A 24,284-nucleotide genomic window follows, 5' to 3' on the forward strand; every position below is an offset into this window, starting at 1 on the left:
GTAATCACGTTGACCCGAAATAAAGTCGAGATCTGTGGAGTGGATACCGCGAAACTGCCTGTCCTAACGAATGCCGAAATGAGAGAATTGTTCACGGCATTACAAACCCGCAACGAGTGGGCAGCAAGAGAGAAATTGGTTAACGGCAATTTGAGGCTTGTACTTAGCGTCATTCAGCGGTTTAACAATAGGGGTGAATTTGTAGACGACTTGTTTCAGGTCGGCTGCATCGGACTTATGAAGGCGATCGATAATTTCGATCTTGGGCAAAATGTCAAATTTTCCACCTATGCCGTACCGATGATTATCGGTGAAATCCGCCGTTACTTAAGAGACAACAATCCGATTCGAGTATCGCGGAGCTTGAGGGATATCGCCTATAAGGCGCTTCAGGTCCGGGACAGCTTGACGAACCGAAATTCCCGCGAGCCTACGATATTCGAAATATCGGAAGCGCTGAACGTTCCGAAGGAAGACGTCGTATTTGCCTTAGATGCCATTCAGGATCCCGTATCGTTATTTGAGCCGATTTATCACGACGGCGGTGATCCGATTTATGTGATGGATCAAATTAGCGACGACCGGAACAAGGACGTGTCCTGGATCGAGGAGATTGCGCTACGCGAAGCGATGCATAAGCTGAACGACCGGGAAAAAATGATTTTATCCATGCGTTTTTTTGAAGGTAAAACGCAAATGGAGGTTGCAGACGAAATCGGCATCTCGCAGGCGCAGGTGTCGCGTCTGGAGAAATCGGCCATCCAGCAAATGCAGAAGCATGTCAAAACATAAGAAAAAGCGGTGCCGGGATACGGCGCCGCTTTTTTACGTTTCGATCAGTCGATGGTCAGCATCCACACCGTAAGAGCCTTCAGCAGCAGGCAGAGAGGGGAGTATACCCAAGTATCCATGCGGGCGAACGGCGTACTCCTGACCCGTTTAAAGAAGCCGAGTGCACGAAATTCTCCAATGGACCGCAATAGCAATGCGGCCGCAAGCGACCAGCCGACAAAGCCGGGCAGCCACTTGGGTCCCACCGGAAATATGCCGCCATACATCATGATCCATGCGGCAGCAGCCCAGAAAAGGAGCGTAACAACGGCGATTTCCGGACGCCCCGGCTTGAAGAACGGCTGCAACGCATCGTCGCGGAATGGAATCGCGGTCATGAAGCTTTTACGTCCTCCCAGAAGCCAATAGAGATGGATAAAGCTGATTACAATGAATACTCCTGCAATCAATTTCTCGACGACTAATGCCTGAACACCTCCCGACGAAAAGGCTTGAAGTCCGAGTTGAATCCAGTCTTGCTCGGTAGCGGCCGTTTTTTAGGAAAACAGGACATTTTGGGCGATTCGTTCATATAGTTATAGGAGATGGTTCGGACGTTCACTTTGCCTGAAGGTGGTGACGCATTATGAAAATTTCCGATTTCCAAACGAAGGATGTCATTAATATTGTTGACGGCAAAAAGCTGGGCCAGATCACCGATCTGGAGCTGGATTTGAGGCAGGGACGCATTGATTCGATTGTCATTCCGCAGTATACGAAATTTCTCGGGATGTTTGGCGGAGGCGGGACCGAGGTGGTCATTCCTTGGCGCAATATCGTAAAAATCGGCGCGGACGTCGTGCTTGTCCGGCTGGACGAAACAAAAGCGCTGCGCGCGGAAGAAGATGATTTGCACGCCCGCTCGTAACAAGGTAAACTTATCCTATGTTTACAGTAGAGGTGATCGGAATTGGAAGTTTTTGAGCTATATCAAACGGCGAAGGGTCCTTCGCTTTTTTTGTTGCCGAAATGGCGTGACCGGTTCCAAAGCATAACCGCAGGCTTTACGAGCCGGTTGGGCGGTACGAGCGAAGCGCCTTACGCTTCTTTGAATGTCGGGCTGCATGTCGGTGATCAAACCGAAAGCGTCATCGCGAACCGCCGGCTGACAGCCGAGGCGCTCGGCTGGCCGTTCGAAGCGTGGACATGTGCCGAGCAGGTGCATGGCAACCGCGTACATCGCGTGACGGTGGAGGATACAGGAAGCGGACGAGAGTCGCTGGAAGACGTCATCAAGGGCTGCGACGCTATTATGACGGATGTTCCCGGCGTTCTGCTAGCCTCCTTCTATGCGGATTGCGTTCCGTTATATTTTTACGATCCCGTTCGTCAAGCGGCTGCGCTCGCGCATGCGGGCTGGAAGGGAACGGTTCAGCAAGTTGCCCGTGTAACGATTGAAGCGATGTCGACGGCGTTCGGAACGAAGCCGGAGGAGCTGTCGGCTGCCATCGGTCCGTCGATCGGGGATTGCTGCTATGAGGTGGACGGTCCGGTTATCGGCCAAGTGGAGCAGCTTCTCGGCAATATGGCAATTTCCGAAGACGAAGCTGATGCTATGCTGCAGAGAACGGGTAATGGAAAGGCAAACTTAAACTTGAAAGAAATAAACCGACAGATTATGATAAAAGCAGGAATTTTGCCGATCCATATCGAAATGACAAAGTGGTGCACCGGATGCAGAACGGATTTATTCTTTTCTCACCGGATGGAAGGCGGCACGACAGGCCGAATGGCCAGCTGGATCGGCATTCGGGAGAGGTGAAGCATGATATCTACGTTAGACAACAGGATAGAGCTTGTAGAGGAAAAGCTGCTGCAGGCCTGCAAACGCGCCGGGCGAAGCCGGGAGGATGTGCAGATTATAGCGGTTACGAAATATGTATCCGCCGATACGACGAAGAGCGCGGTTGAGCATGGGCTTAAGCATCTCGGCGAGAATCGCTGGCAGGATGCACAGGCCAAATGGCAGGCTATTAGCGGCGACGCTGCTCCGAATGAAGACGGACAGCCTGTCTGGCACTTTATCGGTTCTTTGCAAACGAACAAAGTGAAGGAAGTCATCGGGAAATTTACATACATCCATTCGCTGGACAGGCTGTCGCTTGCCGAAGCGATCAACAAACGGGCAGCGCAGCTTGGGATCGTCGTTCCTTGCTTCATTCAAGTCAATGTGTCCGGCGAAGATTCGAAGCATGGGCTTGAGCCCGGTCAATTGTTCGACTTTGCCGCGGAGCTGCAGCGGTTCAAATCGCTGAAGCCGATCGGCTTGATGACAATGGCTCCATACGAGTCGGAGCCGGAGCGGACAAGATCCGTGTTCAGGGCGCTGAGGGAGCTGAGGGATCAGCTTAGGCAAAGCTCGCCGCTGTATGAAGAAATCAAGCATTTATCCATGGGTATGTCGAACGATTTCGAAATCGCGATTGAAGAAGGGGCGACCTGGGTACGGCTCGGTTCGATACTAGTGGGGAAAGAGGAGGTATAAGAGATGAGTGTTATGAACCGGTTTATGAATTTTCTTGGCCTGCAGGACGAAGAGGAAATCGTGGAGCGTGAGAAAACAGTCCCAATGCAGCAGCAGCAGGAAGAGCAAGAACCTGAAACTTCTCCTTTCGAGGCACGTAGAACAACGAAGAGCAATAACGTCGTCAGCATTCATTCGCAGAAAAATGTAAGGGTCGTGCTTAGCGAGCCCCGGTCTTACGATGAAGCGCAGGAAATTGCCGATCACCTGCGGTCCCGCAGGGCCGTTATCGTGAACCTGCAGAGAGTCCGCACCGATCTGGCCGTCCGGATTGTTGATTTCTTAAGCGGCACAGTGTACGCTTTAAGCGGAAGCATCTCTAAGCTTGGTCCGAATATTTTTCTATGCACGCCGGATTCGGTAGAAATTCAAGGTGCCATTACGGAAATGCTGGCGGAGGAGAAAGATTACAACAAAATGAGGTGACCTTGGGTTAATGATGGATCAAGTTGCAAGTTTGATAATGAACATTCAACGAATTTACACCTTTATGATCATCGGGTATGTTCTGCTTTCCTGGTTGCCTAACGCGCGCGAAAGCTTTATAGGCGTTTTTCTCGGCAAGCTGGTTGAGCCTTACTTAGGCATTTTCAGAAAATTTATACCGCCGATCGGCGGTATGCTGGATTTGTCGCCAATCGTAGCCGTGTTCGCGCTGCAGTTCGTTGCATACGGTCTGATTGCGGTAATCAACTTTTTTATCGGTTAAAGGAATGAACAGCTATGAAACAAGCGATATATGATCACTTTCACCCTGACGAGAAGGCTTTTGTCGATCGGGCGTTGGAATGGATAGAGCGGTCCGCCCAGCAGCATGAGCTGAAGCGGACCGATTTTTTAGATCCGAGACAAGCCCAAATCGTCACGATGCTGGCGAACCGGAATCAGGATGTCGGAATAAGGCTGGACGGCGGTTATCCCGAGGCCGAGCGTAAGCGGGCCTTGATTGCGCCGGACTACCGCAGCCTGGAGGATGAGCCGATCGGCGTATCGGTGCTCTCCGTCAGCGGGCCCGGACAAGACCGGATCGACCTGGATCACGGCGATTTTTTGGGGGCGCTGCTCGGATTGGGCATTAAGAGGGACCGAATCGGCGACATACATGTTCATGATGATTTTTGTCATATCGTGGTGATGGATGAGATTGCCGATTATTTGAACATTCATTTGCGTCAGGTGCACCGCCTGAACGTCATGACGGACGTGCTTCCGATTGAGGAACTTCGCAGCGTCATTCCCAAGCTGGAGGAAATAAGCCTTACCGTCGCTTCCATGCGTCTGGACGGGATCGCAAGCGATGTATACCGCATCAGCCGCTCCAAGATTGTAGATCCGATCAGGGCGGGCAGATGCAGGGTTAATTGGAAGTCCGAAGAGGATCCGTCCGGGCAGCTGAAGGAAGGGGATGTCGTTTCCTTCAAGGGACTGGGCCGGTTCAAAGTGCTGGAAGTGGACGGGATGACAAAAAAAGGCAGAATCCGCGTCAAAGTCGGTAAATTTATTTGAACGGTGGCAGGAATTCCTCTCCGGTTGTCGAATGTGTTCACATCGAATATCGAATAGCGTGATTCGGTTGCCTGTGTCACAAATTTGTTGAGGAGGTGCGCCAATGCCGTTATCGCCATTGGACATACATAATAAGGAATTTGGCCGGAGATTACGCGGATATGACGAAGACGAGGTAAACGAGTTTCTCGATCAGGTCATTAAGGATTATGAATCACTTATCCGTGACAATAAAGAGATGCAGAATCAGGTGCTCGCTCTGCAGGAGCGTCTGAATCATTTTACGAACATAGAAGAAACGTTAAGCAAAACGATTATCGTTGCGCAGGAAGCGGCCGATGAGGTAAGGAACAACGCAAAGAAGGAAGCCCAGCTCATTATTAAGGAATCGGAGAAAAACGCGGACCGCATCATTAACGATGCGCTGGCCAAATCGCGCAAGGTTTCGCTGGAGGTCGAAGAGCTGAAGAAGCAGTCCGCCGTATACCGGGCGCGGTTCCGTACGCTTGTGGAAGCGCAGCTTGAACTGCTTACTGCAGACGGCTGGGACACGCTCGAGCCGCTGCCGCAGGCTAAGGTAGTGGAGCATGAGCTGCAGCGCGGCTAAAGCGTAGTGCCAATTTGGGCGAATAACGATTTGACATTGCCCCCGCCGTTACGCTATAACTAAAGTAACTAATGAAAAGAACTTCAGTGATGAGACCAAGTACGTCTCGGGATCGCTCCACAGAGAGCCGGCAGCTGCTGAAAGCCGGTGTGCGAACGATGACGGAATATCCTCTCGGAGAAGCGGTGCCGAGCCTGCCATGCAGCATTAAGCGCCGACGGCTGTCCCCCGTTACAGGGAACGCGGACTATTCGTCCGCGACTAAGGTGCCGCATGGCGCGCAGTTTTTACTGCACGCCGCCATTGACAGCTGCTTGATTGCGGCTTAGCGGAACAAGGGTGGTATCGCGAGCAAGCCTCGTCCCTTTTAACAGGGACGGGGCTTTATTTTTTTGTCTTAGGAGGCTGATAGTATGCAACGCGTTGACGTTAAGGAACGCGCGCGCGCCCGCGAGCTGCGGGTGCTTGAACAATGGAAAACCAACGATACGTTTAGACAATCGATCAAAAACCGGGAAGGAAAGCCGAATTTCGTATTTTACGAGGGACCGCCTACCGCAAACGGCGCTCCTCATATCGGCCATGTGCTGGGCAGGGTCATTAAGGACTTTATTTGCCGTTACAAGACGATGGCAGGTTACCGGGTCGTCCGGAAGGCAGGCTGGGATACACATGGCTTGCCGGTGGAGCTCGGTGTAGAGAAGCAGCTCGGCATTTCCGGAAAACAGGAAATCGAAGAGTACGGCGTAGAGAAGTTCGTAAAAAAATGTAAAGACAGCGTGTTTGAATACGAGAAGCAGTGGCGCGAGCTGACTGAGGCTATCGCGTATTGGACCGACCTGGATAACCCGTATATCACGTTAAAAAATGAATATATCGAAAGCGTCTGGCATATTTTGTCGACGATTCACAAGAAGGACCTTCTATACCGCGGACACCGCGTCAGCCCGTATTGCCCGGATTGCCAGACGACACTCAGCTCGCATGAGGTGGCGCAAGGCTACGAGGACGTAAAAGATCTGAGCGCCACGGTGAAATTCAAGCTGGCAGGCTCCGGAGATTCGGTTCTTGCATGGACGACTACGCCATGGACACTGCCGGCCAACGTTGCGCTTGCCGTCAATCCCGAGCTTGATTATGTCCGTGCTTCGAAAAACGGCGAAGTTTTCATCGTGGCTCAAAATCTGGCGGAAAGCGTTCTGAAGGAAGGCTACGAGATTTTGTCCGTTATCAAAGGCGCGGAGCTCGTAGGACAAAGCTATGAGCCTCCTTTCCGTTACGTGCCGATCGAGAAAGGACATATCGTCATTGCAGGCGATTTCGTCAGCGACTCCAGCGGTACCGGCATCGTTCATATTGCGCCGGCACACGGTGACGACGACTACCGGGTATCTCGCGAGAACGGCATCAGCATGCTGAATGTAGTTGACCTCTCCGGCCGTTATACGGCGGAAGTGACGGATTTTGCCGGCCGCTTCGTCAAGGACGGGGAGCTCGACATCGATATCGTCAAAAACTTGAGCGAGCGCGGTCTGCTGTATACGAAAGAACGCTACGAGCACAGCTATCCGTTCTGCTGGCGCTGCAAAACGCCGCTCATCTATTACGCAATGGAAAGCTGGTTCATTAAGACGACAGCGGTTAAGGATCAGCTGATCGCAAACAATAACGGCGTGGACTGGTATCCCGGCCATATCCGGGAAGGACGCTTCGGCAAGTTCCTCGAGGACCTGGTGGATTGGAATATCAGCCGCAACCGCTACTGGGGAACGCCGCTGAACGTCTGGGTCTGCGAAGCGACGGGCAAGGAATATGCTCCGGGCAGCATTGCCGAGCTCCGCGAAATGGCCGCTCACGACGTGCCGGAGAATATCGAGCTTCATAAGCCGTACGTCGATGAAATCAAGCTGAAATCGCCGTATGCGGAAGGCGCGTTGATGACACGCACGCCGGAGGTTATCGATGTCTGGTTCGACAGCGGCTCCATGCCGTTCTCCCAGCACCATCACCCGTTCGAGAACGAGCAGGAATTTGCGGAGCAGTATCCGGCCGATATTATTTGCGAAGGGATCGACCAGACGCGCGGCTGGTTCTACAGCCTGCTGGCCGTTTCTACGCTTTATAACGGAAAAGCGCCGTATAAAGCCGTTATTTCGACCGGTCACATCCTGGATGAAAACGGACAAAAAATGTCCAAGTCGAAAGGCAACGTCATCGACCCATGGGAAATTATTAACGAATACGGAACGGACGCTTTCCGCTGGGCATTGCTTGCTGACAGTGCGCCTTGGAACAGCAAACGTTTCTCGCGCGGCATCGTCGGCGAGGCGAAGTCCAAGGTGATCGATACGATTGTCAATACGCACGCATTTTATGCGCTGTATGCCACGATCGACGGTTTTGATTATAAAGCCCATCCGGATAGCAAATCCGCCAACAAGCTTGACCGCTGGATCGTCTCCCGCTTGAACAGCTTGATTCAGACCGTTAGCAAAGGACTTGAGGTTAACGACTTCCTTAACCCGGCCAAAGCGATCGAAACGTTCGTCGACGAGCTGAGCAACTGGTATATCCGCCGTTCGCGCGACCGGTTCTGGGGAAGCGGCCTGACGGAGGATAAAGTAGCGGCCTATCAAACGCTGAGAAACGTTCTGCTGACACTGTCCCGTTTGATCGCTCCATATACGCCTCTGCTTGCGGAAGACGTTTACGGCAATCTGGGCGGAGAAGGCAGCGTTCATCTGGCTGATTATCCGAAAGCGGACGAAGCCGCCATTGACGAACGGCTCGAGCAGGATATGGAAAGCGCGAAGCAGATCGTGGAGCTTGCAAGGAATGTGCGCAACGAGACCGGCATCAAAACGCGCCAGCCGCTGTCCGAGCTGATCGTATCCCTTGACCGCGAGTTCGACGTTGAGGGTTATGAGGATATCGTGAAGGACGAAATTAACGTAAAAGCGATCAAAGTCCAACATTCGGACAGTGGTTTTGTCGATTTTACGTTAAAGCTGAATTTGAAGCTAGCAGGCAAAAAATACGGCAAACACGTCGGTCCGATCCAGGGACAGCTCAAGGTGCTGACGCCTGAACAGACTCGTGCGATTGTAAATGGGGAAACTTACGCGTTTACGACAGGCGAAGGTGAGCTGCTGCAAATCGGAGTCGATGAGCTTCTGGTCGAGAAGCAGGCGAAATCGGGCTTTGCGTCCGCATCGGCAAACGGGGTAACGGTCGCGCTGAATACGGACATTACGCCTGAGCTTGAACAGGAGGGCTGGGTGCGCGAGGTCATTAGGGCTGTGCAGGATACTCGCAAAAAGCTGGATCTCCCAATCGAGAAGCGGATCGATCTTGTTCTGGACGTTGATAACGAGCTGAAAGCGGCGCTTGAAGCGTTCGCGGACGTCCTGAACGACAACGTTCTCGTACAAAGCGTCTCCTACGAAGCTCCAGCCGAAATGGAACGAGTATCGCTCGGAGATAAGAATATTGGGATTTTCATACGAGGTTAAGGATATAGTATAAGTATAGCGCAAGCAATGAAAACGAGGCGGCAGCCTTCCGGCTCCCTGCTCCAAGCGGATTAACGCCGTTTGGCCGGGAGCGAGGAAGGAAGTGCCTCGTTTTATTGTTTGAAGAAGGGGGATGCCTCGTATGAAAACCGCTCATCCTGATCATCCGAACCAAACGAATGAGCTTCAAACGTCTCTAAGCGTGCTCGACAAACGTCTTCAGCATATCGCTGCCGAAATGGAAAGGACGCAAATGGCCGAATACGTGGATCTTCTGAACAGGCCGGCCAGGCTGATTTGGAGAAATTTGCTGGCAGGCCTTGCAAGAGGCGTCGGCATCGCGGTCGGCTTTACTTTTTTTGCGGCCACCATTCTTTACGTACTGAGAATATTGGGGGCGTTGAACTTGCCGATTATCGGCGATTACATTGCGGATATCGTTAAAATTGTCCAAATTCAGCTCGAAGGTAAAACGTATTAAAAGCCTTCGGCAAAGCGTATTGTTTTATGTTTGTTCGTCATCTTCCTCCAAACCGTGGTCGCCCTCGCCGCTGTGCATATAATTCATGTACTCGCGGTTGCGAATGACGGAGACATGTCTGCCTGTTATGTCGGTGGCCAGGAAGCTTTCGATCGGCTCCACGAAACCGTCGTTTTCGTAGGCGTCAATGCCGACATGGGAGTAATCCGTTACATCCCTGTTTTCCGAAAAGGCCGGGGAGTCGGAGTTGCCCCATTGCTCGACGATTTGCCAGGCGTCCTCGCCGTCGAAACCGTGATGGTAATCATGCTCGTCCATGCTCGTTCTGCCGAAAGCGGGAGCGAGCACATGCTCCTCCGCCGGCCTGCGCATGGATACATATTGGCGCGGGGCATGCTCAATGCAATAGATCGTATCGGGAACGGCATCCAGTCGTTCAAATGGGATAGGGTTTCCGCAAGTCGCGCATGTGCCGTAGCTGCCGTCATCTATAGCGTTCAGTGCGGCTTCGATGCGGCTGAGATGAAGCTCTTCCTGTTCGACAAGGGCAACGTCCTTTTCCCGCTCATATAGCTCCGTAGCCGTATCGCCGGGATGATTGTCGCTGGTTGACAGCTCGCCGGATTCGTCACGCTGCGAGTTAGCGAGACCGTAATAATCGTCTTCGTCAAGCCGGCGTTCGATTTCCTTCCGTTCATCCAGCAGTCTTTCGCGGAGAAGATCGCGCTGATCGTTTGTTAATCTTGTCATGCTGTGCCCGTCCTTTCGGTCCATTATGATTGCCGTATTAGGATTTGCCGGAACGGGCGGTTTCAGTATGGACTTCATTGGAAGAAGGAAGCCGGCGCGGGGTGGCTCTCTTTTGTACGGGTATGATACAATCATTATGGTTTGTCCGGAATCGATGCTTGACCAAAAATTAGGAGTGATTGCATGCGTTTTTATTACTATTGGATCGCATTACTCGTATTTGTACTTGATTACTTGACTAAAAAAATCATCGCGACCAAGCTGGAAATCGGAGAACAAATCAGCGTTATCGGCAACTTTTTTCTTATTACCTCGCATCGCAATCGCGGCGCGGCGTTCGGCATTTTGCAGGAGCAGCGGTTATTTTTTATTATCATAACCGTCATTATCGTCTCCGGTATTGTTTGGTACATACAGATCATGAGAAAATCGGCAAAGCCTTGGCTTCTCGTCGGACTTGGTCTGGTGCTGGGCGGAGCGCTCGGCAATTTTATCGACCGGGCACGATTCGGTGAGGTCGTCGATTTTCTGCAGTTTAATTTCGGCAGCTACCAGTTCCCGATTTTTAACGTGGCGGATTCGGGCATCGTCTGCGGCGTAGCGCTGATTTTGATCGATACGCTGCTGTCGGCGAAGGATGACAAAAAACATTCGGATAACGGAGAGGACAAGGAAACGAACAATCATGAGCAGCAGCCTGTATAATGAAGAAGCTTTGGAATGGATGGCGGAGGCGGAGCATGAAGGCGTCCGGATCGACAAATTCATAACGGACGGCATTGACGATTCATCCGTATCCCGCACACAGGTTCAGGAATGGATCAAATCGGGAGCGGTAGAGGTAGATGGAAAAGCCGTAAAGGCAAATTATAAAGTGGCTGAAGGAAACCGGATCGTACTGACGGTTCCGGAGCCCGAGGATGCGGCCATCCTTCCGGAGCCGATCCCGCTTGAGGTTATCTATGAAGATTCGGATCTGATCGTGGTTAATAAGCCGCGCGGTATGGTCGTTCATCCTGCTCCCGGGCACTCGTCGGGCACGCTGGTGAACGCCTTGATGCACCACTGCAAGGATTTATCGGGTATCAACGGCTTGATCCGTCCGGGCATCGTGCATCGGATCGATAAGGACACGACCGGTCTCCTTATGGCCGCCAAAAACGATCTTGCTCATTTGTCGCTGGCGGAGCAGCTAAAGGAGCATTCCGTGACGCGCAAATATATCGCTCTCGTTCACGGCAATCTCCAGCATGATCAGGGAACGATTGACGCGCCGATCGGCAGGGATGCGAACGACCGCAAGCTGTTCACTGTCACGGACCGCAACAGCAGGCATGCCGTCACCCATTTTCTCGTTCTCGAGCGGCTGAACGATTATTCCTTGGTCGAGCTGCAGCTGGAGACGGGCAGAACGCACCAGATTCGGGTGCATATGAAATATATCGGCCATCCGCTTGCTGGAGATCCGGTTTACGGCAGAAACAAAACCGTCGATTTGAAGGGACAAGCATTGCACGCGGCCGTTCTCGGGTTTACACATCCGAGAACGGGAGAGCGAATGCAGTTTGAAACGCCTTTGCCTGCCGATTTCGAACATGTTCTTGCAAGCCTCCGTTCAAGATAAGCGCATTTCCGCAAGTGTAAAAGTGCAAACTTTTCGCCACATTATTCATTATTTCGGGCATAGAAGTGCGTTATTCTAATCATTATAACGACTATTAATGATCAAATTAAGGATAGGTGACAAGACATGACATCCATTAATCAAAATTACATGGAGCTGCAGGGTAGCTATCTGTTCTCCGAAATCGCCAAACGCCGCACAAAGTTTATTCAGGAAAATCCGAACGCTGAAATTATCAGCCTGGGCATCGGCGACGTTACCCGCGGTTTGCCGGACGCCGTCCTGAATGCGATGCACAGTGCGGTTGACGAGCTGGCTTCGCCGGGTTCCTTCCGCGGCTACGGCCCGGAGCAAGGCTATGATTTTTTGATCAACGCCATTATTGAGAACGACTATAAAGCACGCGGCATCGAAATCGCTTCGAACGAAGTGTTCGTGAGCGACGGCTCCAAATGCGACGTAGGCAACATCCAGGAAATTTTCAGCGAGAACAGTATCGTTGCCGTTCAAGACCCTGTGTACCCGGTATACGTAGATACGAACGTGATGGCAGGACGCTCCGGCAAATACAATCAGGAAACGAAGCGCTACGACAACATCGCATACCTGGAGTGCACGGCCGAGAACAACTTCAAGCCAAGCCTTCCTGACCGCAAAGTGGATATCATTTACCTTTGCTACCCTAACAATCCGACCGGCATGACGCTGACGAAGGAAGAGCTTAAGGTATGGGTCGATTATGCAAAAGCGAACAACTGCATTATCCTGTTCGATTCCGCATATGAAGCGTTTATTCAGGAAGAAAATGTGCCGCACAGCATTTACGAAATCGAAGGCGCCCGCGAAGTTGCGATTGAATTCCGAAGCTTCTCGAAAACGGCCGGCTTTACAGGCGTCCGCTGCGCTTATACGGTCGTGCCTCGCGAGCTGAAAGGCTTCGACGCTTCCGGCAACGAAGTTCTGATCAACGACCTGTGGAACCGCCGCCACACAACGAAATTCAACGGCGTATCGTATGTAACGCAGCGCGGTGCAGCGGCTATTTATTCGCCGGAAGGCAAAGAACAGATCAAAACGCTCGTCGACTACTACATGACGAATGCGGCAATTATCCGCGACGGTCTGGCATCGCTCGGCCTTGAAGTGTTCGGCGGCGTAAATGCTCCGTATATTTGGCTGAAAACGCCTAAAGGCATGGATTCCTGGTCTTTCTTCGACAAGCTGCTTTCGGAAGCGAACATCGTCGGCACGCCTGGCGTAGGCTTCGGACAAAGCGGCCAAGGCTATTTCCGCTTGACGGCATTCGGCAGCCGCGAGAATACCGAGAAAGCCGTTGAACGCATCCGTAAGCTAAGCCTGTAGTTCCATCGCTATCCTTGCATAGCCGGCAGGAATTAAACCACACTAATTGCAAGCGAAAATATTCGTCTGCTCTTGACAAGTTATGTCGAACGTGGGATAATTCCTATGATAAACGGCAGTACCTTTAACTCAGTCCCGAGAGGCTGGCAAGGTAGCGTGAACAACAGGTCTATAGAAGAGAGGATTAGGACATCCTTTGCTGCGGCTTTCTGTGATGAGAGCCGTCACGATGCTCCTTGTCTTTTCGTGACTGATCACAAGCTCCTTGCGACACACGCAAGGAGCTTTTTTTGTCGCAACCTGGCAGACCGAAGGCTACGGAAGGAGTAAGCGGAAATGACGGAAGAAGAGCGTCTGGTCATTATGGATGAAACGGCGATTCGCCGTGCATTGACCCGGATTGCGCACGAGATCGTGGAGAAGAACAAAGGGATCGACAACTGCGTCATTCTGGGCATCCGCACGCGCGGCATTTATTTGGCCCGACGTGTCGCGGACCGGATCAGGGACATTGAAGGAAAGCCGGTTCCCGTAAGCGAGCTCGATATTACTCATTACCGGGATGACCGCAAAGAAGCTGAGGCGGCCGATATCGAGGTTGCGGCGGCTCTTGGCGAGACGGACGGCATTCCTTTCAATGTCAAGGATAAAAAAGTCATTCTGTTTGACGACGTGCTGTATACCGGACGTACGATCCGTGCGGCGATGGACGCCATCATGGACTGCGGGCGCCCGCAGAGCATTCAGCTTGCGGTGCTTGTAGACCGCGGACACCGTGAGCTGCCGATCAGGCCGGACTTCGTGGGGAAAAACGTTCCGACCTCCAAGCAGGAGGAAATTGAAGTCGCTCTGACCGACATAGACGGGGCAGACCAGGTTACGATTATTAATCAGAGGGGGCAGGCCGGATGACGATGACAAAGCTTAAGCAGCGGAGTTTGCTCGGTTTAAAGGATTTAAGCAAGGACGAGATCGAGTCGATTCTCGATCGTGCGGCATATTGGGAAAACCACCCTGTGAAGGTCCATAACGCGATGCAGGGCAAATTCGCGGCTAACATGTTTTTCGAGAACAGTACGAGAACGAGGTTTTCATTTGAGGTAGCGGAGAAACGCCTCGGTGCGGAGGTACTTAACTTCTCGGCAGCAGTCTCCAGCGTTCAGAAGGGCGAATCCATTTACGATACGGTCCGGACGCTGGAATCGATGGGAATCGACGTGGGGATTATCCGCTTGAAGCCGATCGGCGTGCTGGCGGAACTGGCGGAGAAAATCAAGGTGCCGCTTGTCAACGCCGGTGACGGCAACAACGAGCATCCGACACAAGCGCTGCTCGATCTTTATACGATGCGCAAGCATTTCGGCCAGTTGAAAGGACTGACGGTTACCATCGTCGGAGACGTCCTTCACAGCCGGGTCGCAAGGTCCAATTTGTGGGCGCTGCGGAAGTTTGGCGTAAACGTCAAGTTCTGCTCGCCGCCGAACATGCAGGCCGAGGAGCTGGACGCTCCTTACGTCTCGATGGAGGAAGCGTTGAAATCGGATGTGATTATGATGCTCCGCGTGCAGCTGGAGCGTCACGAGAGCGGCATGCTTAGCTCCGCCGAAAGCTACCGCGAGCATTACGGCCTTACCGTAGAACGCGCAAGCAAAATTGCCGGGCATGCGATCATTATGCATCCTGCGCCGATTAACCGGAACGTAGAGATTGACGATGATCTGGTCGAGCATCCGCAATCGCGCATTTTCACGCAAATGGAAAACGGGGTTCCAATCCGAATGGCCGTCATCGAACGGGCACTCAGCTAACATAAGCAATTTTGACCGAATAAATCCGGAGGGTGAACAAACAATGTCATTATGGATTATTAACGGTAACGTATGGAATGAAGCTTCTGGCAGTCTGGAGAAGAAGCATATCCTCATCGCAGAGGGCATGATCGAAGCGATTGTCGACGGCAGCTCCGCTCCGGACACCGGAAGCTCGGAAGTTATCGATGCGGGGGGCAAGCTCGTATCGGCAGGCTTCATCGATATGCACGTTCACTTGCGTGATCCGGGTTTTGAACATAAAGAAGACATCGCTACTGGCACAAGATCGGCGGCAAAGGGCGGTTTTACGACAATCGCTTGTATGCCGAATACGCGTCCGGTAACGGACACTGCCGAAACGGTACGATATATTAAGGACAAAGCCGCAAGCGCAGGCATCGTAAAGGTGCTGCCCTACGCGGCGATCACAAAAAACGAGCTCGGACGCGAGCTTACGGATTTCGCAGCTTTGAAGGAAGCTGGCGCGATCGGATTTACGGATGACGGAGTCGGCGTACAAAACGCGCAAATGATGAAAAATGCGATGGCGCTCGCCCATTCGATGGATATGCCGATTATCGCGCACTGCGAGGACGATTCGCTTGTGGAAGGGGCTTGGGCTTCCGAAGGAGAGTTTTCGCGGAAGCACGGCATTAAAGGAATTCCGAACGAGTCGGAAGCGATTCATGTCGGAAGGGACGTACTGCTGGCAGAAGCGACTGGCGTCCATTACCACGTCTGCCATGTGAGCACCGAGCAATCGGTTCGCCTGATCCGCCTCGCCAAGCAAATCGGCGTTCGCGTGACTGCGGAAGTATGCCCGCATCATCTGCTGCTATCGGATGAGGATATACCGGGTCTTGACGACGCTAATTGGAAAATGAACCCGCCGCTCCGTACGCCGCGCGACGTTCAAGCGGTAATCGAAGCGCTTGAGGACGGAACGATCGATATGGTGGTAACGGACCACGCGCCGCACAGCGCGGAAGAGAAAGCCCGCGGCGTACAGCTGGCACCGTTCGGTATCGTCGGCTTCGAGACGGCATTCCCGCTGCTCTACACGAAATTTGTACAAACCGGCAAGTGGACGCTCGGCTTCCTGCTTCAGCGTATGACGACGGATCCGGCGCGCGTATTCCGCCTGCAGGAAGGCCGCCTGGAGCAAGGGGCGCCTGCCGACATAACGATCGTAGATCTGGAAGGCGAGCGTACGGTGGATCCAAGCACCTTTGCATCGAAGAGCAACAATACGCCGTTCGGCGGCTGGAAGCTAAGCGGCTGGCCGGTTGCGACAATCGTAAACGGTAAAGTCGTCTGGTCGGAATAATACGATCCTTTCTAATAATGATAAACAATGAAATTTTAGGTTATACATTCAACACCTAAGGAGTGATACGGATGCAAGCAAGATTGTTGTTGGAAGACGGTACGCTGTTTACTGGCTTATCGTTCGGCGCGGAAGCGCAAATGATGGGCGAAGTCGTATTTAATACGGGGATTACGGGATATCAGGAGGTGCTGTCGGATCCGTCGTACTGCGGTCAAATCGTTACGATGACGTATCCGCTCATCGGCAACTATGGCATTACACGAGACGACTTTGAAGCTATCCGCCCATTCATCCATGGCTTTGCGGTCCGCCGCCACGAAGAGGTGCCAAGCAACTGGCGCGCGCAGTATTCGCTCGGACAGCTGCTAAAGGAATACGGCATTCCTGGAATCAGCGAGATCGACACACGCATGCTTACTCGCAAGCTTCGCCACTACGGCACGATGAAAGGCCTGATTACGACCGGCAACGAGAGAGTGGAAGAACTGGCAGAGCGCCTGAACATCTCGAAGCTGATGACCGACCAGGTCGCACGCACGTCGACGACGTCCGTATTCTCGAGTCCCGGTGAAGGCGAGCGCATCGTCCTGGTTGATTTCGGTGCGAAAAGCGGCATTTTGCGCGAGCTTACGAAGCGCGGCTGCGACGTCGTGGTCGTACCTCATAACACGACGGCCGACGAGATTCGCAAGCTGGCTCCGGACGGCATTCAGCTCTCGAACGGACCTGGGGATCCGAAGGATGTTCCATACGCAGTTAAAATGATTTCCGAACTTCTCGGCGAATATCCGATTTTCGGCATCTGCCTTGGACATCAGCTGTTTGCCTTGGCATGCGGCGCGGATACGACGAAGCTGAAGTTCGGCCACCGCGGCGGCAACCATCCGGTTAAAGAGCTGGCGACTAACCGCTGCTACATCACATCGCAAAACCATGGCTACACGGTCTTGGAAGAATCCGTGAACAACACGCAACTGTCCGTCACGCATATCAACAACAATGACCGTACTATTGAAGGTTTGAAGCATAATACATTCCCGGCTTTCTCGGTGCAGTATCACCCTGAAGCAGCTCCAGGACCGTTTGATTCGAGCTACCTGTTCGACGAGTTCCTTCAAATGATCCGTACACACAAGAAAAACAACCCGCAAAAGCGTCGTCAGGCCGTGTTGTCGGAGACGCTGAAAGGAGAGCTTCTGTATGCCCAAAAATAATGAACTCAAAAAAATTCTAGTGATCGGCTCCGGGCCGATCGTCATCGGACAAGCGGCTGAGTTCGACTATGCCGGCACGCAAGCCTGCCAGGCGCTCAAAGAAGAAGGCTACGAGGTTGTTCTGATCAACAGCAATCCTGCAACCATCATGACGGATACGAACATGGCCGATAAAGTTTACATCGAGCCGATTACACTGGAATTCGTATCCCAAATTATCCGCCAAGAGCGCCCGGACGGGCTTCTCCCTACGCTCGGCGGCCAGACCGGCCTGAACATGGCCGTTGAACTGGCTCGCGCCGGCGTTCTCGAGCGGGAGAATGTGAAGCTGCTCGGTACGCAGCTGACCGCGATCGAAAAAGCGGAAGACCGCGATTTGTTCCGCGACCTGATGCGCGAGCTGGAGCAGCCGGTTCCGGATAGCGACATCGTAACGACGGTGGAAGATGCGGTCAATTTCGCGAACAAGATCGGTTATCCGATTATTGTCCGCCCTGCCTATACGCTAGGCGGCACAGGCGGCGGCATTTGCGCGAACGAAGAAGAGCTTCGGGAAACCGTTGCTTCCGGCATCCGCTACAGCCCGATCAGCCAATGTTTGATCGAAAAATCGATCGCAGGCATGAAGGAAGTCGAGTACGAGGTTATGCGCGATGCGAACGACAACTGTATCGTCGTATGTAACATGGAAAACTTTGACCCGGTCGGCGTTCATACAGGTGACAGTATCGTTGTGGCGCCTAGCCAGACGCTGTCCGACCGCGAATACCAAATGCTGCGCTCCGCTTCGCTTAAAATCATTCGCGCTTTGAACATCGAAGGCGGCTGTAACGTACAGTTCGCACTCGATCCGCAAAGCTACCAATACTACGTGATCGAGGTTAACCCGCGCGTAAGCCGTTCCTCGGCGCTTGCTTCCAAAGCAACCGGCTACCCGATTGCTAAGATGGCGGCTAAAATTGCGATCGGCTATACGCTTGATGAGCTGGTCAATCCGGTAACGGGCCAAACTTACGCTTGCTTCGAGCCGACGCTTGACTACATCGTCTCCAAAATCCCGCGCTGGCCGTTCGATAAATTCGTAAACGCCAACCGCAAGCTGGGCACGCAAATGAAAGCGACCGGCGAGGTCATGGCTATCGGCCGTACGTTCGAGGAGTCGATTCACAAAGCGGTTCGCTCGTTGGAAATCGGCACGCACCGGATTCATTTGAAGGAAGCCTCGCAGCTTGAGGATTCCGTGCTGCGCAGCCGTCTGCAGAAGCCGGATGACGAGCGGATGTTCCTGGTTGGTGAAGCATTCCGCCGCGGCTACAAGCTGCAGGAAATTCAAGACATTACGAACATCGACTGGTGGTTCCTGGATAAGATTCAAGGCATCGTAGCATTCGAAAACCGTCTCCGCAGCGAGTCGACGCTGTCGCAGCAAACGTTGTACGAAGCAAAACGTAAGGGCTTCTCGGACCGTTCGATCGCCGAGCTTCGCCGCGAAGGCTTCCCGAACGGCAGCCACACGAACGAAGAGGAAGTACGCGCTCTTCGTCTGCAGCTGGGGCTGAAGCCGGTTTACAAAATGGTTGATACGTGCGCAGCCGAGTTTGAAGCTTCTACGCCGTACTACTACTCGACATACGAGACGGAAAATGAAGTTGTTGAAACAAATAAAGAAAAAGTGCTCGTGCTCGGTTCGGGTCCGATCCGGATCGGTCAAGGCATCGAGTTTGACTACTCGACCGTTCACGCGGTGTGGGCGATCCAAAATGCCGGCTATGAAGCGGTTATTATTAACAACAACCCGGAAACCGTATCGACGGACTTCAGCACATCCGACCGGCTGTACTTCGAGCCGCTGTTCTTCGAGGATGTAATGAACGTAATCGAGCAAGAGAAGCCGATCGGCGTTATCGTGCAATTCGGCGGCCAAACCGCGATTAACCTGGCTTCCCCGCTTGCCAAAGCAGGCGTGCGCATTCTCGGCTCCAGCCTGGAGAGCATCGATACGGCAGAAGACCGCAAAAAATTCGAAGCGCTGCTTCGCAGCTTGAATATTGCGCAGCCTGAAGGCAGCACGGTTACTTCGGTCGACGAAGCGGTTACGACGGCTCAAAAGCTTGGTTATCCGGTGCTTGTTCGTCCGTCCTACGTACTTGGCGGCCGCGCCATGGAAATCGTATACTCCGACGAGGAGCTGCTAAGCTACATGGAGGTAGCGGTAAAAATCAATCCGGAGCATCCGGTTCTGATCGACCGCTACATGATGGGTAAAGAAGCGGAAGTTGACGCGATTTGCGACGGCGAAACCGTTCTGATTCCAGGCATCATGGAACACGTGGAACGTGCTGGGGTTCACTCCGGCGACTCGATCGCGGTATATCCGCCTCAATCGCTGTCGGATGATATCAAACAGCAAATCATTGATATGACAATCAGCATTGCCAAAGCGCTGAACGTTGTCGGATTGGTAAATATCCAATTCGTCATCTATCAGGACAAGGCCTATGTCATCGAGGTTAACCCGCGTTCGTCCCGTACGGTGCCGTTCCTTAGCAAGGTAACGAACCTGCCTATGGCTAACCTGGCAACAAAAGCGATTCTCGGCACGAAGCTGGCCGATCTCGGCTATACGGACGGACTGTGGCCGGAGGATGAATATGTATCGGTGAAAGTGCCGGTGTTCTCCTTTGCGAAGCTGCGCCGCGTTGACCCGACGCTGACTCCGGAGATGAAATCGACGGGCGAGGTTATGGGCCGTGACGTGCAGTATGCAAAAGCCTTGTATAAAGGCCTGATCGGCGCAGGCATGAAAATTCCGACTTCGGGCGCGATTATTGCAACCGTTGCGGACAAAGATAAAGAGGAAGCAACGGAATTGCTGCGCGGCTTCTTCAATCTGGGCTACAAAATTATCGCAACCGGCGGTACGGCTAAGGTGCTTGAAGAAGCAGGCTTGATCGTGACGACCGTGAACAAGCTGAGCGAAGGTTCGCCTAACATTCTAGACCTCGTCCGTGAAGGACAGGCGCAGTTTGTCGTCAATACGCTGACGAAAGGCAAAACGCCTGAGCGCGACGGTTTCCGGATCCGCCGCGAAGCGGTTGAGAACGGAGTTGTCTGCATGACGTCGCTTGACACGGTCCGCGCATTGCTCGTGATGCTAGAAACGCTTAACTTCTCGTCCCGCTCGATGCCGGTGCTGCTTCAGAAATAAATAAGCAAACCGCAGTTTAAAAAAGTACGGCCAGCGTCAATCTCGCCGATGTGTACCGACCGGGCTCCCAGCCTGGCCGGATGCATCGCCGGAGGACGGGTGGCCGTTTATTATGCCGATCAACATAGAAAAGGGGAAATGTCGGATGAAGCTGACGATTGAGCAGGCAGCTGCGAAAATAATGGTTGCGCTGGACTACCCGGATGCAGCGGCAGCGGAGCGTTTAATCGCCGGGCTGCAGGGGATTCCTTGTTATATGAAGGTTGGCATGCAGCTGTTTTACGCAGCAGGCCCTTCCTTTGTGGAAAGCCTGAAGAAGCGCGGCTATTACGTTTTTCTCGATGTGAAAATGCACGATATCCCGAATACGGTTAAGGGCGGCGCGAATAGCGTGACCAGGCTGGGGGTCGACATGTTCAACGTGCATGCCGCCGGCGGAACCGCGATGATGGAAGCCGCTCTTGAAGGCGTGGATACGGCGCTTACCGGCAGCGGTCTTAGCAAGCCGGCTGTCATAGCCGTTACCCAATTGACGAGCACCAACCGGCAAACGTTAAACGAACAGATCGGAATTGCCGGAACGGTTGAAGAGGCGGTGCTCCGCTATGCCCAATTGACGAAGGCAGCCGGACTCGACGGAGTGGTTGCGTCCCCGTCCGAGGTTGAAGCGATTAAAGCGGCTTGCGGCTCCGCTTTCCGGACCGTAACCCCTGGCATAAGGCCGAAGGGCGCCGATGTGAACGACCAATCGCGCATCATGACCCCAGGCGAAGCATTGAAGCAAGGGACGGATTATATGGTAATCGGCCGTCCTATTACAGCCGCGGCCAATCCGCGCGCAGCGCTGGAATCTATTATCGAGGAGCTGATTTCCCATGAGTAAACTGACGGTAAATGAATTGCCGGTCAAAATTGCCCAAAGCCTGCTGGAGATCGAAGCCGTTGCGCTTCGTCCTAACGATCCGTTCACATGGACGTCGGGCATCAAATCCCCGATTTACTGCGATAACCGTTTGACGATGACCTATCCGGAAATCCGCGATCTCGTCGCGGAGGGTTTTGCCTCCATAATCCGTGAGCAATACCCGGATGCCGAGGTTATTGCCGGGACATCGACCGCCGGCATTCCGCATGCCGCTTGGGTAGCGCAAAAGCTGAACCTGCCGATGGCTTACATTCGCGACAAGGCGAAGGGGCACGGCAAGCAAAACCAAATCGAGGGCCGCGTGCTTCCCGGACAAAAGGTAGTTGTTATCGAGGACCTGATCTCGACCGGCGGCAGCTCGCTGAAGGCGGCGCTTGCGGTACGCGAGGCCGGTGCCGAGGTGGCTGCCGTGCTTGCAATCTTCACGTACGAATTCGACTCGGCCGCCGCTGCGTTCGCTTCGGAGCAGGTGCCGCTTACGACATTGTCGAATTACAGCGCGCTTATCCAAACTGCGGTTCAAATGGGGAAAGTGGCGGAGTCGGATGTAGCCGCTCTGCAGTCCTGGAGAAACGATCCGCAATCGTTCGGCAAATAATATAAACTTCTAAAAGACGTGTTCGCCTGAGAAGGGCGGCACGTCTTTTTTATATGTAAGCCAGTGGTTCATGAACAATTTTTTAGTCGTTATTTTGCACCTGCGGCAGGTATAAAAAAGTTGTTTCCCGTTCGTAACTTTTTAAACCCATGCTTCGTCTATCATGTAGATGAGAATTATGAAAGAGTTCGAAAGGGGGATTGAGGGGGGATGGCCTTTCAACAGGAAACCGGGCCTATTGACGATACCGAACAACAGCTGACGTCTCAGCTTCAGCCCTCTGAAGGAAATCGCAATCTGCTGGCTGTAAATGGCGTAGAGCGCATCTTCCAGACGGGCGGAACGCAGCTGCATGTATTAAAAGGGATTCAGATGGAGCTTCAAGAGAGACAGCTGGTTATGCTCAGGGGACGATCGGGCTCGGGCAAAACGACGCTTCTTAACTGCTTGGGAGGCCTTGATACGCCTAGCAAAGGCGAGATTATTTTTAACGGACTGCCTTTCCATCAAATGAGTGACGACGAGCGGACGCTGATCCGGCGGAAGGATATGGGATTTATATTTCAAGCATTTGCATTGATGCCGCTGCTTTCCGCTTGGGAGAACGTAGAGTTATCCCTTCGAATGGCGGGAACGGCCCGCTCGTTATGGAAGGAGCGTGTCGCTCACTGCCTGGAGCTGGTAGGGCTTGAGAAGAGGATGCACCATCGGCCCTTTGAGCTGTCCGGGGGCGAGCAGCAGCGTGTCGCTATCGCAAAGGCGATCGCCCATAAGCCGATGCTGCTGCTGGCTGACGAACCGACGGCAGAGCTGGATACGGCTATGTCCGCGCAAATAATGGCAGTCTTTCAAAACATTATCCGCACCGAACAAGTCACAATCTGTATGACTACACATGATCCTACGATTTTGGAGGTTGCCGACCATGTCTATGAAATGGTGGACGGGAAATTTATTTAAACGGTCGATGATCGCCATGCTGAGCGCAACGGTCGTACTCACCAGCGGCTGCTCGCTGCTCCCGGCCGAACAGGAAGAGGAAGTGCTGCCGGAAATCAATCCGCCGCAAATCTCCAAGAAACCCGAGTATGAGGTGACGACCGCTACGCTGGAGACGAAGGTGCAGGTCATCGGCAAGCTGATCTCGATGAAAGAGGAAACGATGTTTTTCACCCTTGACGGCAAGCATTTGAAAGAGTTGTACGTAAAGGCGGGGGACACCGTCAAAGCCGGGCAGATCATCGGCGAGCTCGACGTAGACGAGAATGTCAAGGCGCTGCGGCTGGAACGGCTGGCGTTCAAGAAGGAAGAGATCGCGATGAAAGAAACGCTTCGTGCCCGGGACGAGATGGATCCGATCGAATTCGAAGAGAAATCGATCGCGTTCGAGGAACGCAGGCAGAAGCTTGCCGACATGGAAGAGGAGATCGGCAAAGCCGAGCTGACCGCGCCGTTCGGCGGAACGATCGTCTCGCTTAATGTACAGAAGGGCGACCTGATCAAAGCTTATGATCCAATCGCGATCGTCGCGGATACGAGCCAATTCGTGCCGGCGGCAAAGCTTAGCAAGACGGAGCTCGAGAAGATAGCCGTCGGCATGGAGGTTGTCGTCAATCTGAACAGCGCGGGTACCTTCAACGGAAAGGTGAAGCAGCTTCCGATTAAGGCGGACGAACAAAATAACGGCGGCGGGAACGGTGAACAGCCGGGAGGAACGAAGCCCGAACGGCCGGAGGATTTTATGATCGTCGAGCTGAAGGATTTGCCCAAGGATTTGCACCGCGGTACGCCGCTTTCGCTGAATATTATTACGAAACGGACGAAGGATGCCATTGTCATTCCGCCTTCAACCTTACGCAACATCGGCTCGCGCACCTACGTTCAGGTGATTGATGAGAACGGGAAGCGCGAAGTGGACGTTGAAGTCGGCCAGCAGACCTCGACACAGGTGGAAATCCTGCAGGGGCTGAAGCCGGGGCAGAAAGTCGTAGGTAAATAGCC

24 protein-coding genes and 1 other annotated feature are annotated in these 24,284 nt (G+C 53.1%); of the genes, 22 read left to right on the forward strand and 2 right to left on the reverse strand.

From position 1 onward, the window contains the following. Positions 1–9 precede the first annotated feature (9 nt). Complete coding sequence (gene sigG, locus KP806_RS02190) at positions 10–792, forward strand: RNA polymerase sporulation sigma factor SigG (RefSeq protein ID WP_028611215.1); 783 nt, start codon at positions 10–12, stop codon at positions 790–792. A gap of 44 nt (positions 793–836) precedes the next feature. On the opposite strand, the gene KP806_RS02195 is transcribed toward sigG, so the two are convergent. After that, on the reverse strand, positions 837–1,241 hold the full coding sequence (locus KP806_RS02195) for a DUF3995 domain-containing protein (protein ID WP_224721909.1): 405 nt from the start codon (positions 1,239–1,241) through the stop codon (positions 837–839). A 176-nt stretch (positions 1,242–1,417) separates the two neighbouring features. Here KP806_RS02195 and KP806_RS02200 point away from each other — a divergent pair, with 176 nt between their 5' ends. The 9 genes from KP806_RS02200 to KP806_RS02240 all read left to right on the forward strand — a co-directional run bounded on the left by KP806_RS02200 (position 1,418) and on the right by KP806_RS02240 (position 9,461). Beyond that, entirely contained in the window at positions 1,418–1,699 is a 282-nt protein-coding gene (locus KP806_RS02200; RefSeq protein WP_224721910.1) for a YlmC/YmxH family sporulation protein, read from the forward strand. A 42-nt stretch (positions 1,700–1,741) separates the two neighbouring features. Next, a complete protein-coding gene (gene pgeF / locus KP806_RS02205; protein ID WP_224721911.1) occupies positions 1,742–2,593 on the forward strand; it encodes a peptidoglycan editing factor PgeF in 852 nt (283 codons plus the stop codon). Positions 2,594–2,596: 3 nt separating this feature from the next. Further along, positions 2,597–3,316: a YggS family pyridoxal phosphate-dependent enzyme gene (locus KP806_RS02210; RefSeq protein ID WP_224721912.1), complete on the forward strand. Its 720-nt coding sequence runs from the start codon at positions 2,597–2,599 to the stop codon at positions 3,314–3,316. A 3-nt stretch (positions 3,317–3,319) separates the two neighbouring features. Next, positions 3,320–3,781: a cell division protein SepF gene (locus KP806_RS02215; RefSeq protein ID WP_224721913.1), complete on the forward strand. Its 462-nt coding sequence runs from the start codon at positions 3,320–3,322 to the stop codon at positions 3,779–3,781. Between the two features lie 37 nt (positions 3,782–3,818). Beyond that, positions 3,819–4,064 (forward strand): YggT family protein, encoded by a 246-nt coding sequence (locus KP806_RS02220; RefSeq protein ID WP_224721914.1) that lies wholly within the window; start codon positions 3,819–3,821, stop codon positions 4,062–4,064. A 14-nt stretch (positions 4,065–4,078) separates the two neighbouring features. Next, on the forward strand, positions 4,079–4,861 hold the full coding sequence (locus KP806_RS02225) for a YlmH family RNA-binding protein (RefSeq protein WP_224721915.1): 783 nt from the start codon (positions 4,079–4,081) through the stop codon (positions 4,859–4,861). A gap of 103 nt (positions 4,862–4,964) precedes the next feature. Then, positions 4,965–5,468 carry a DivIVA domain-containing protein gene (locus KP806_RS02230; protein WP_224721916.1) on the forward strand — a complete coding sequence of 168 codons (504 nt, stop codon included), beginning with the start codon at positions 4,965–4,967 and terminating at the stop codon, positions 5,466–5,468. 77 nt (positions 5,469–5,545) lie between these two features. After that, positions 5,546–5,837 (forward strand) — a binding site (T-box leader). 44 nt (positions 5,838–5,881) lie between these two features. Then, the gene (gene ileS, locus KP806_RS02235) at positions 5,882–8,980 is read left to right on the forward strand and encodes an isoleucine--tRNA ligase (RefSeq protein ID WP_224721917.1); all 3,099 of its coding nucleotides are present in this window, start codon (positions 5,882–5,884) and stop codon (positions 8,978–8,980) included. A gap of 142 nt (positions 8,981–9,122) precedes the next feature. After that, a complete protein-coding gene (locus tag KP806_RS02240) occupies positions 9,123–9,461 on the forward strand; it encodes a DUF5665 domain-containing protein (protein WP_224721918.1) in 339 nt (112 codons plus the stop codon). Positions 9,462–9,485: 24 nt separating this feature from the next. Here the strand turns inward: KP806_RS02240 and KP806_RS02245 are convergent, their stop codons facing one another. Next, positions 9,486–10,211: a TraR/DksA C4-type zinc finger protein gene (locus KP806_RS02245; protein ID WP_224721919.1), complete on the reverse strand. Its 726-nt coding sequence runs from the start codon at positions 10,209–10,211 to the stop codon at positions 9,486–9,488. 183 nt (positions 10,212–10,394) lie between these two features. On the opposite strand from KP806_RS02245, the gene lspA reads away from it, so the two are divergent. The 12 genes from lspA (at position 10,395) to KP806_RS02305 (ending at position 24,282) form a co-directional block, all read left to right on the forward strand. Then, on the forward strand, positions 10,395–10,916 hold the full coding sequence (gene lspA / locus KP806_RS02250) for a signal peptidase II (protein WP_224721920.1): 522 nt from the start codon (positions 10,395–10,397) through the stop codon (positions 10,914–10,916). Next, entirely contained in the window at positions 10,897–11,835 is a 939-nt protein-coding gene (locus KP806_RS02255; protein ID WP_224721921.1) for an RluA family pseudouridine synthase, read from the forward strand. Before lspA ends, KP806_RS02255 begins: the two co-directional genes overlap by 20 nt. Before the next feature lie 126 nt (positions 11,836–11,961). Then, complete coding sequence (locus KP806_RS02260; protein WP_224721922.1) at positions 11,962–13,197, forward strand: LL-diaminopimelate aminotransferase; 1,236 nt, start codon at positions 11,962–11,964, stop codon at positions 13,195–13,197. Between the two features lie 336 nt (positions 13,198–13,533). Beyond that, positions 13,534–14,109 (forward strand): bifunctional pyr operon transcriptional regulator/uracil phosphoribosyltransferase PyrR, encoded by a 576-nt coding sequence (gene pyrR, locus KP806_RS02265; protein ID WP_224721923.1) that lies wholly within the window; start codon positions 13,534–13,536, stop codon positions 14,107–14,109. Further along, positions 14,106–15,005, forward strand: coding sequence for an aspartate carbamoyltransferase catalytic subunit (locus tag KP806_RS02270; RefSeq protein WP_224721924.1), 900 nt, complete (start codon positions 14,106–14,108; stop codon positions 15,003–15,005). Before pyrR ends, KP806_RS02270 begins: the two co-directional genes overlap by 4 nt. Before the next feature lie 43 nt (positions 15,006–15,048). Further along, on the forward strand, positions 15,049–16,335 hold the full coding sequence (locus tag KP806_RS02275; RefSeq protein WP_224721925.1) for a dihydroorotase: 1,287 nt from the start codon (positions 15,049–15,051) through the stop codon (positions 16,333–16,335). 71 nt (positions 16,336–16,406) lie between these two features. Beyond that, on the forward strand, positions 16,407–17,552 hold the full coding sequence (locus tag KP806_RS02280) for a carbamoyl phosphate synthase small subunit (RefSeq protein ID WP_224721926.1): 1,146 nt from the start codon (positions 16,407–16,409) through the stop codon (positions 17,550–17,552). Further along, positions 17,539–20,760, forward strand: coding sequence for a carbamoyl-phosphate synthase large subunit (gene carB, locus KP806_RS02285; RefSeq protein ID WP_224721927.1), 3,222 nt, complete (start codon positions 17,539–17,541; stop codon positions 20,758–20,760). Before KP806_RS02280 ends, carB begins: the two co-directional genes overlap by 14 nt. Before the next feature lie 145 nt (positions 20,761–20,905). After that, entirely contained in the window at positions 20,906–21,643 is a 738-nt protein-coding gene (pyrF, locus tag KP806_RS02290) for an orotidine-5'-phosphate decarboxylase (protein WP_224721928.1), read from the forward strand. Beyond that, positions 21,636–22,283 (forward strand): orotate phosphoribosyltransferase, encoded by a 648-nt coding sequence (gene pyrE, locus KP806_RS02295; RefSeq protein ID WP_318153456.1) that lies wholly within the window; start codon positions 21,636–21,638, stop codon positions 22,281–22,283. The genes pyrF and pyrE overlap by 8 nt, the downstream gene beginning before the upstream one ends. A gap of 210 nt (positions 22,284–22,493) precedes the next feature. Then, positions 22,494–23,243, forward strand: coding sequence for an ABC transporter ATP-binding protein (locus tag KP806_RS02300; RefSeq protein WP_224721929.1), 750 nt, complete (start codon positions 22,494–22,496; stop codon positions 23,241–23,243). After that, a complete protein-coding gene (locus KP806_RS02305; RefSeq protein ID WP_224721930.1) occupies positions 23,209–24,282 on the forward strand; it encodes an efflux RND transporter periplasmic adaptor subunit in 1,074 nt (357 codons plus the stop codon). The genes KP806_RS02300 and KP806_RS02305 overlap by 35 nt, the downstream gene beginning before the upstream one ends. The last annotated feature ends 2 nt before the right edge of the window (positions 24,283–24,284 follow it).

The organism is Paenibacillus vietnamensis (genome assembly GCF_020169515.1).
Taxonomy (GTDB): Bacteria; Bacillota; Bacilli; order Paenibacillales; family Paenibacillaceae; genus Pristimantibacillus; species Pristimantibacillus vietnamensis.

Bases quoted from the DNA above. Each gene is read 5' to 3' on its own strand.
- KP806_RS02210 (WP_224721912.1), top strand. From the start codon at position 2,597: ATGATATCTACGTTAGACAACAGGATAGAGCTTGTAGAGGAAAAGCTG.
- pyrR (WP_224721923.1), top strand. From the start codon at position 13,534: ATGACGGAAGAAGAGCGTCTGGTCATTATGGATGAAACGGCGATTCGC.
- ileS (WP_224721917.1), top strand. From the start codon at position 5,882: ATGCAACGCGTTGACGTTAAGGAACGCGCGCGCGCCCGCGAGCTGCGG.
- lspA (WP_224721920.1), top strand. From the start codon at position 10,395: ATGCGTTTTTATTACTATTGGATCGCATTACTCGTATTTGTACTTGAT.
- KP806_RS02275 (WP_224721925.1), top strand. From the start codon at position 15,049: ATGTCATTATGGATTATTAACGGTAACGTATGGAATGAAGCTTCTGGC.
- KP806_RS02255 (WP_224721921.1), top strand. From the start codon at position 10,897: ATGAGCAGCAGCCTGTATAATGAAGAAGCTTTGGAATGGATGGCGGAG.
- KP806_RS02270 (WP_224721924.1), top strand. From the start codon at position 14,106: ATGACGATGACAAAGCTTAAGCAGCGGAGTTTGCTCGGTTTAAAGGAT.
- KP806_RS02220 (WP_224721914.1), top strand. From the start codon at position 3,819: ATGAACATTCAACGAATTTACACCTTTATGATCATCGGGTATGTTCTG.
- KP806_RS02200 (WP_224721910.1), top strand. From the start codon at position 1,418: ATGAAAATTTCCGATTTCCAAACGAAGGATGTCATTAATATTGTTGAC.
- KP806_RS02225 (WP_224721915.1), top strand. From the start codon at position 4,079: ATGAAACAAGCGATATATGATCACTTTCACCCTGACGAGAAGGCTTTT.
- KP806_RS02305 (WP_224721930.1), top strand. From the start codon at position 23,209: ATGTCTATGAAATGGTGGACGGGAAATTTATTTAAACGGTCGATGATC.
- KP806_RS02245 (WP_224721919.1), bottom strand. From the start codon at position 10,211: ATGACAAGATTAACAAACGATCAGCGCGATCTTCTCCGCGAAAGACTG.
- pyrF (WP_224721928.1), top strand. From the start codon at position 20,906: ATGAAGCTGACGATTGAGCAGGCAGCTGCGAAAATAATGGTTGCGCTG.
- KP806_RS02300 (WP_224721929.1), top strand. From the start codon at position 22,494: ATGGCCTTTCAACAGGAAACCGGGCCTATTGACGATACCGAACAACAG.
- carB (WP_224721927.1), top strand. From the start codon at position 17,539: ATGCCCAAAAATAATGAACTCAAAAAAATTCTAGTGATCGGCTCCGGG.
- KP806_RS02215 (WP_224721913.1), top strand. From the start codon at position 3,320: ATGAGTGTTATGAACCGGTTTATGAATTTTCTTGGCCTGCAGGACGAA.
- KP806_RS02230 (WP_224721916.1), top strand. From the start codon at position 4,965: ATGCCGTTATCGCCATTGGACATACATAATAAGGAATTTGGCCGGAGA.
- KP806_RS02280 (WP_224721926.1), top strand. From the start codon at position 16,407: ATGCAAGCAAGATTGTTGTTGGAAGACGGTACGCTGTTTACTGGCTTA.
- KP806_RS02240 (WP_224721918.1), top strand. From the start codon at position 9,123: ATGAAAACCGCTCATCCTGATCATCCGAACCAAACGAATGAGCTTCAA.
- pyrE (WP_318153456.1), top strand. From the start codon at position 21,636: ATGAGTAAACTGACGGTAAATGAATTGCCGGTCAAAATTGCCCAAAGC.
- KP806_RS02260 (WP_224721922.1), top strand. From the start codon at position 11,962: ATGACATCCATTAATCAAAATTACATGGAGCTGCAGGGTAGCTATCTG.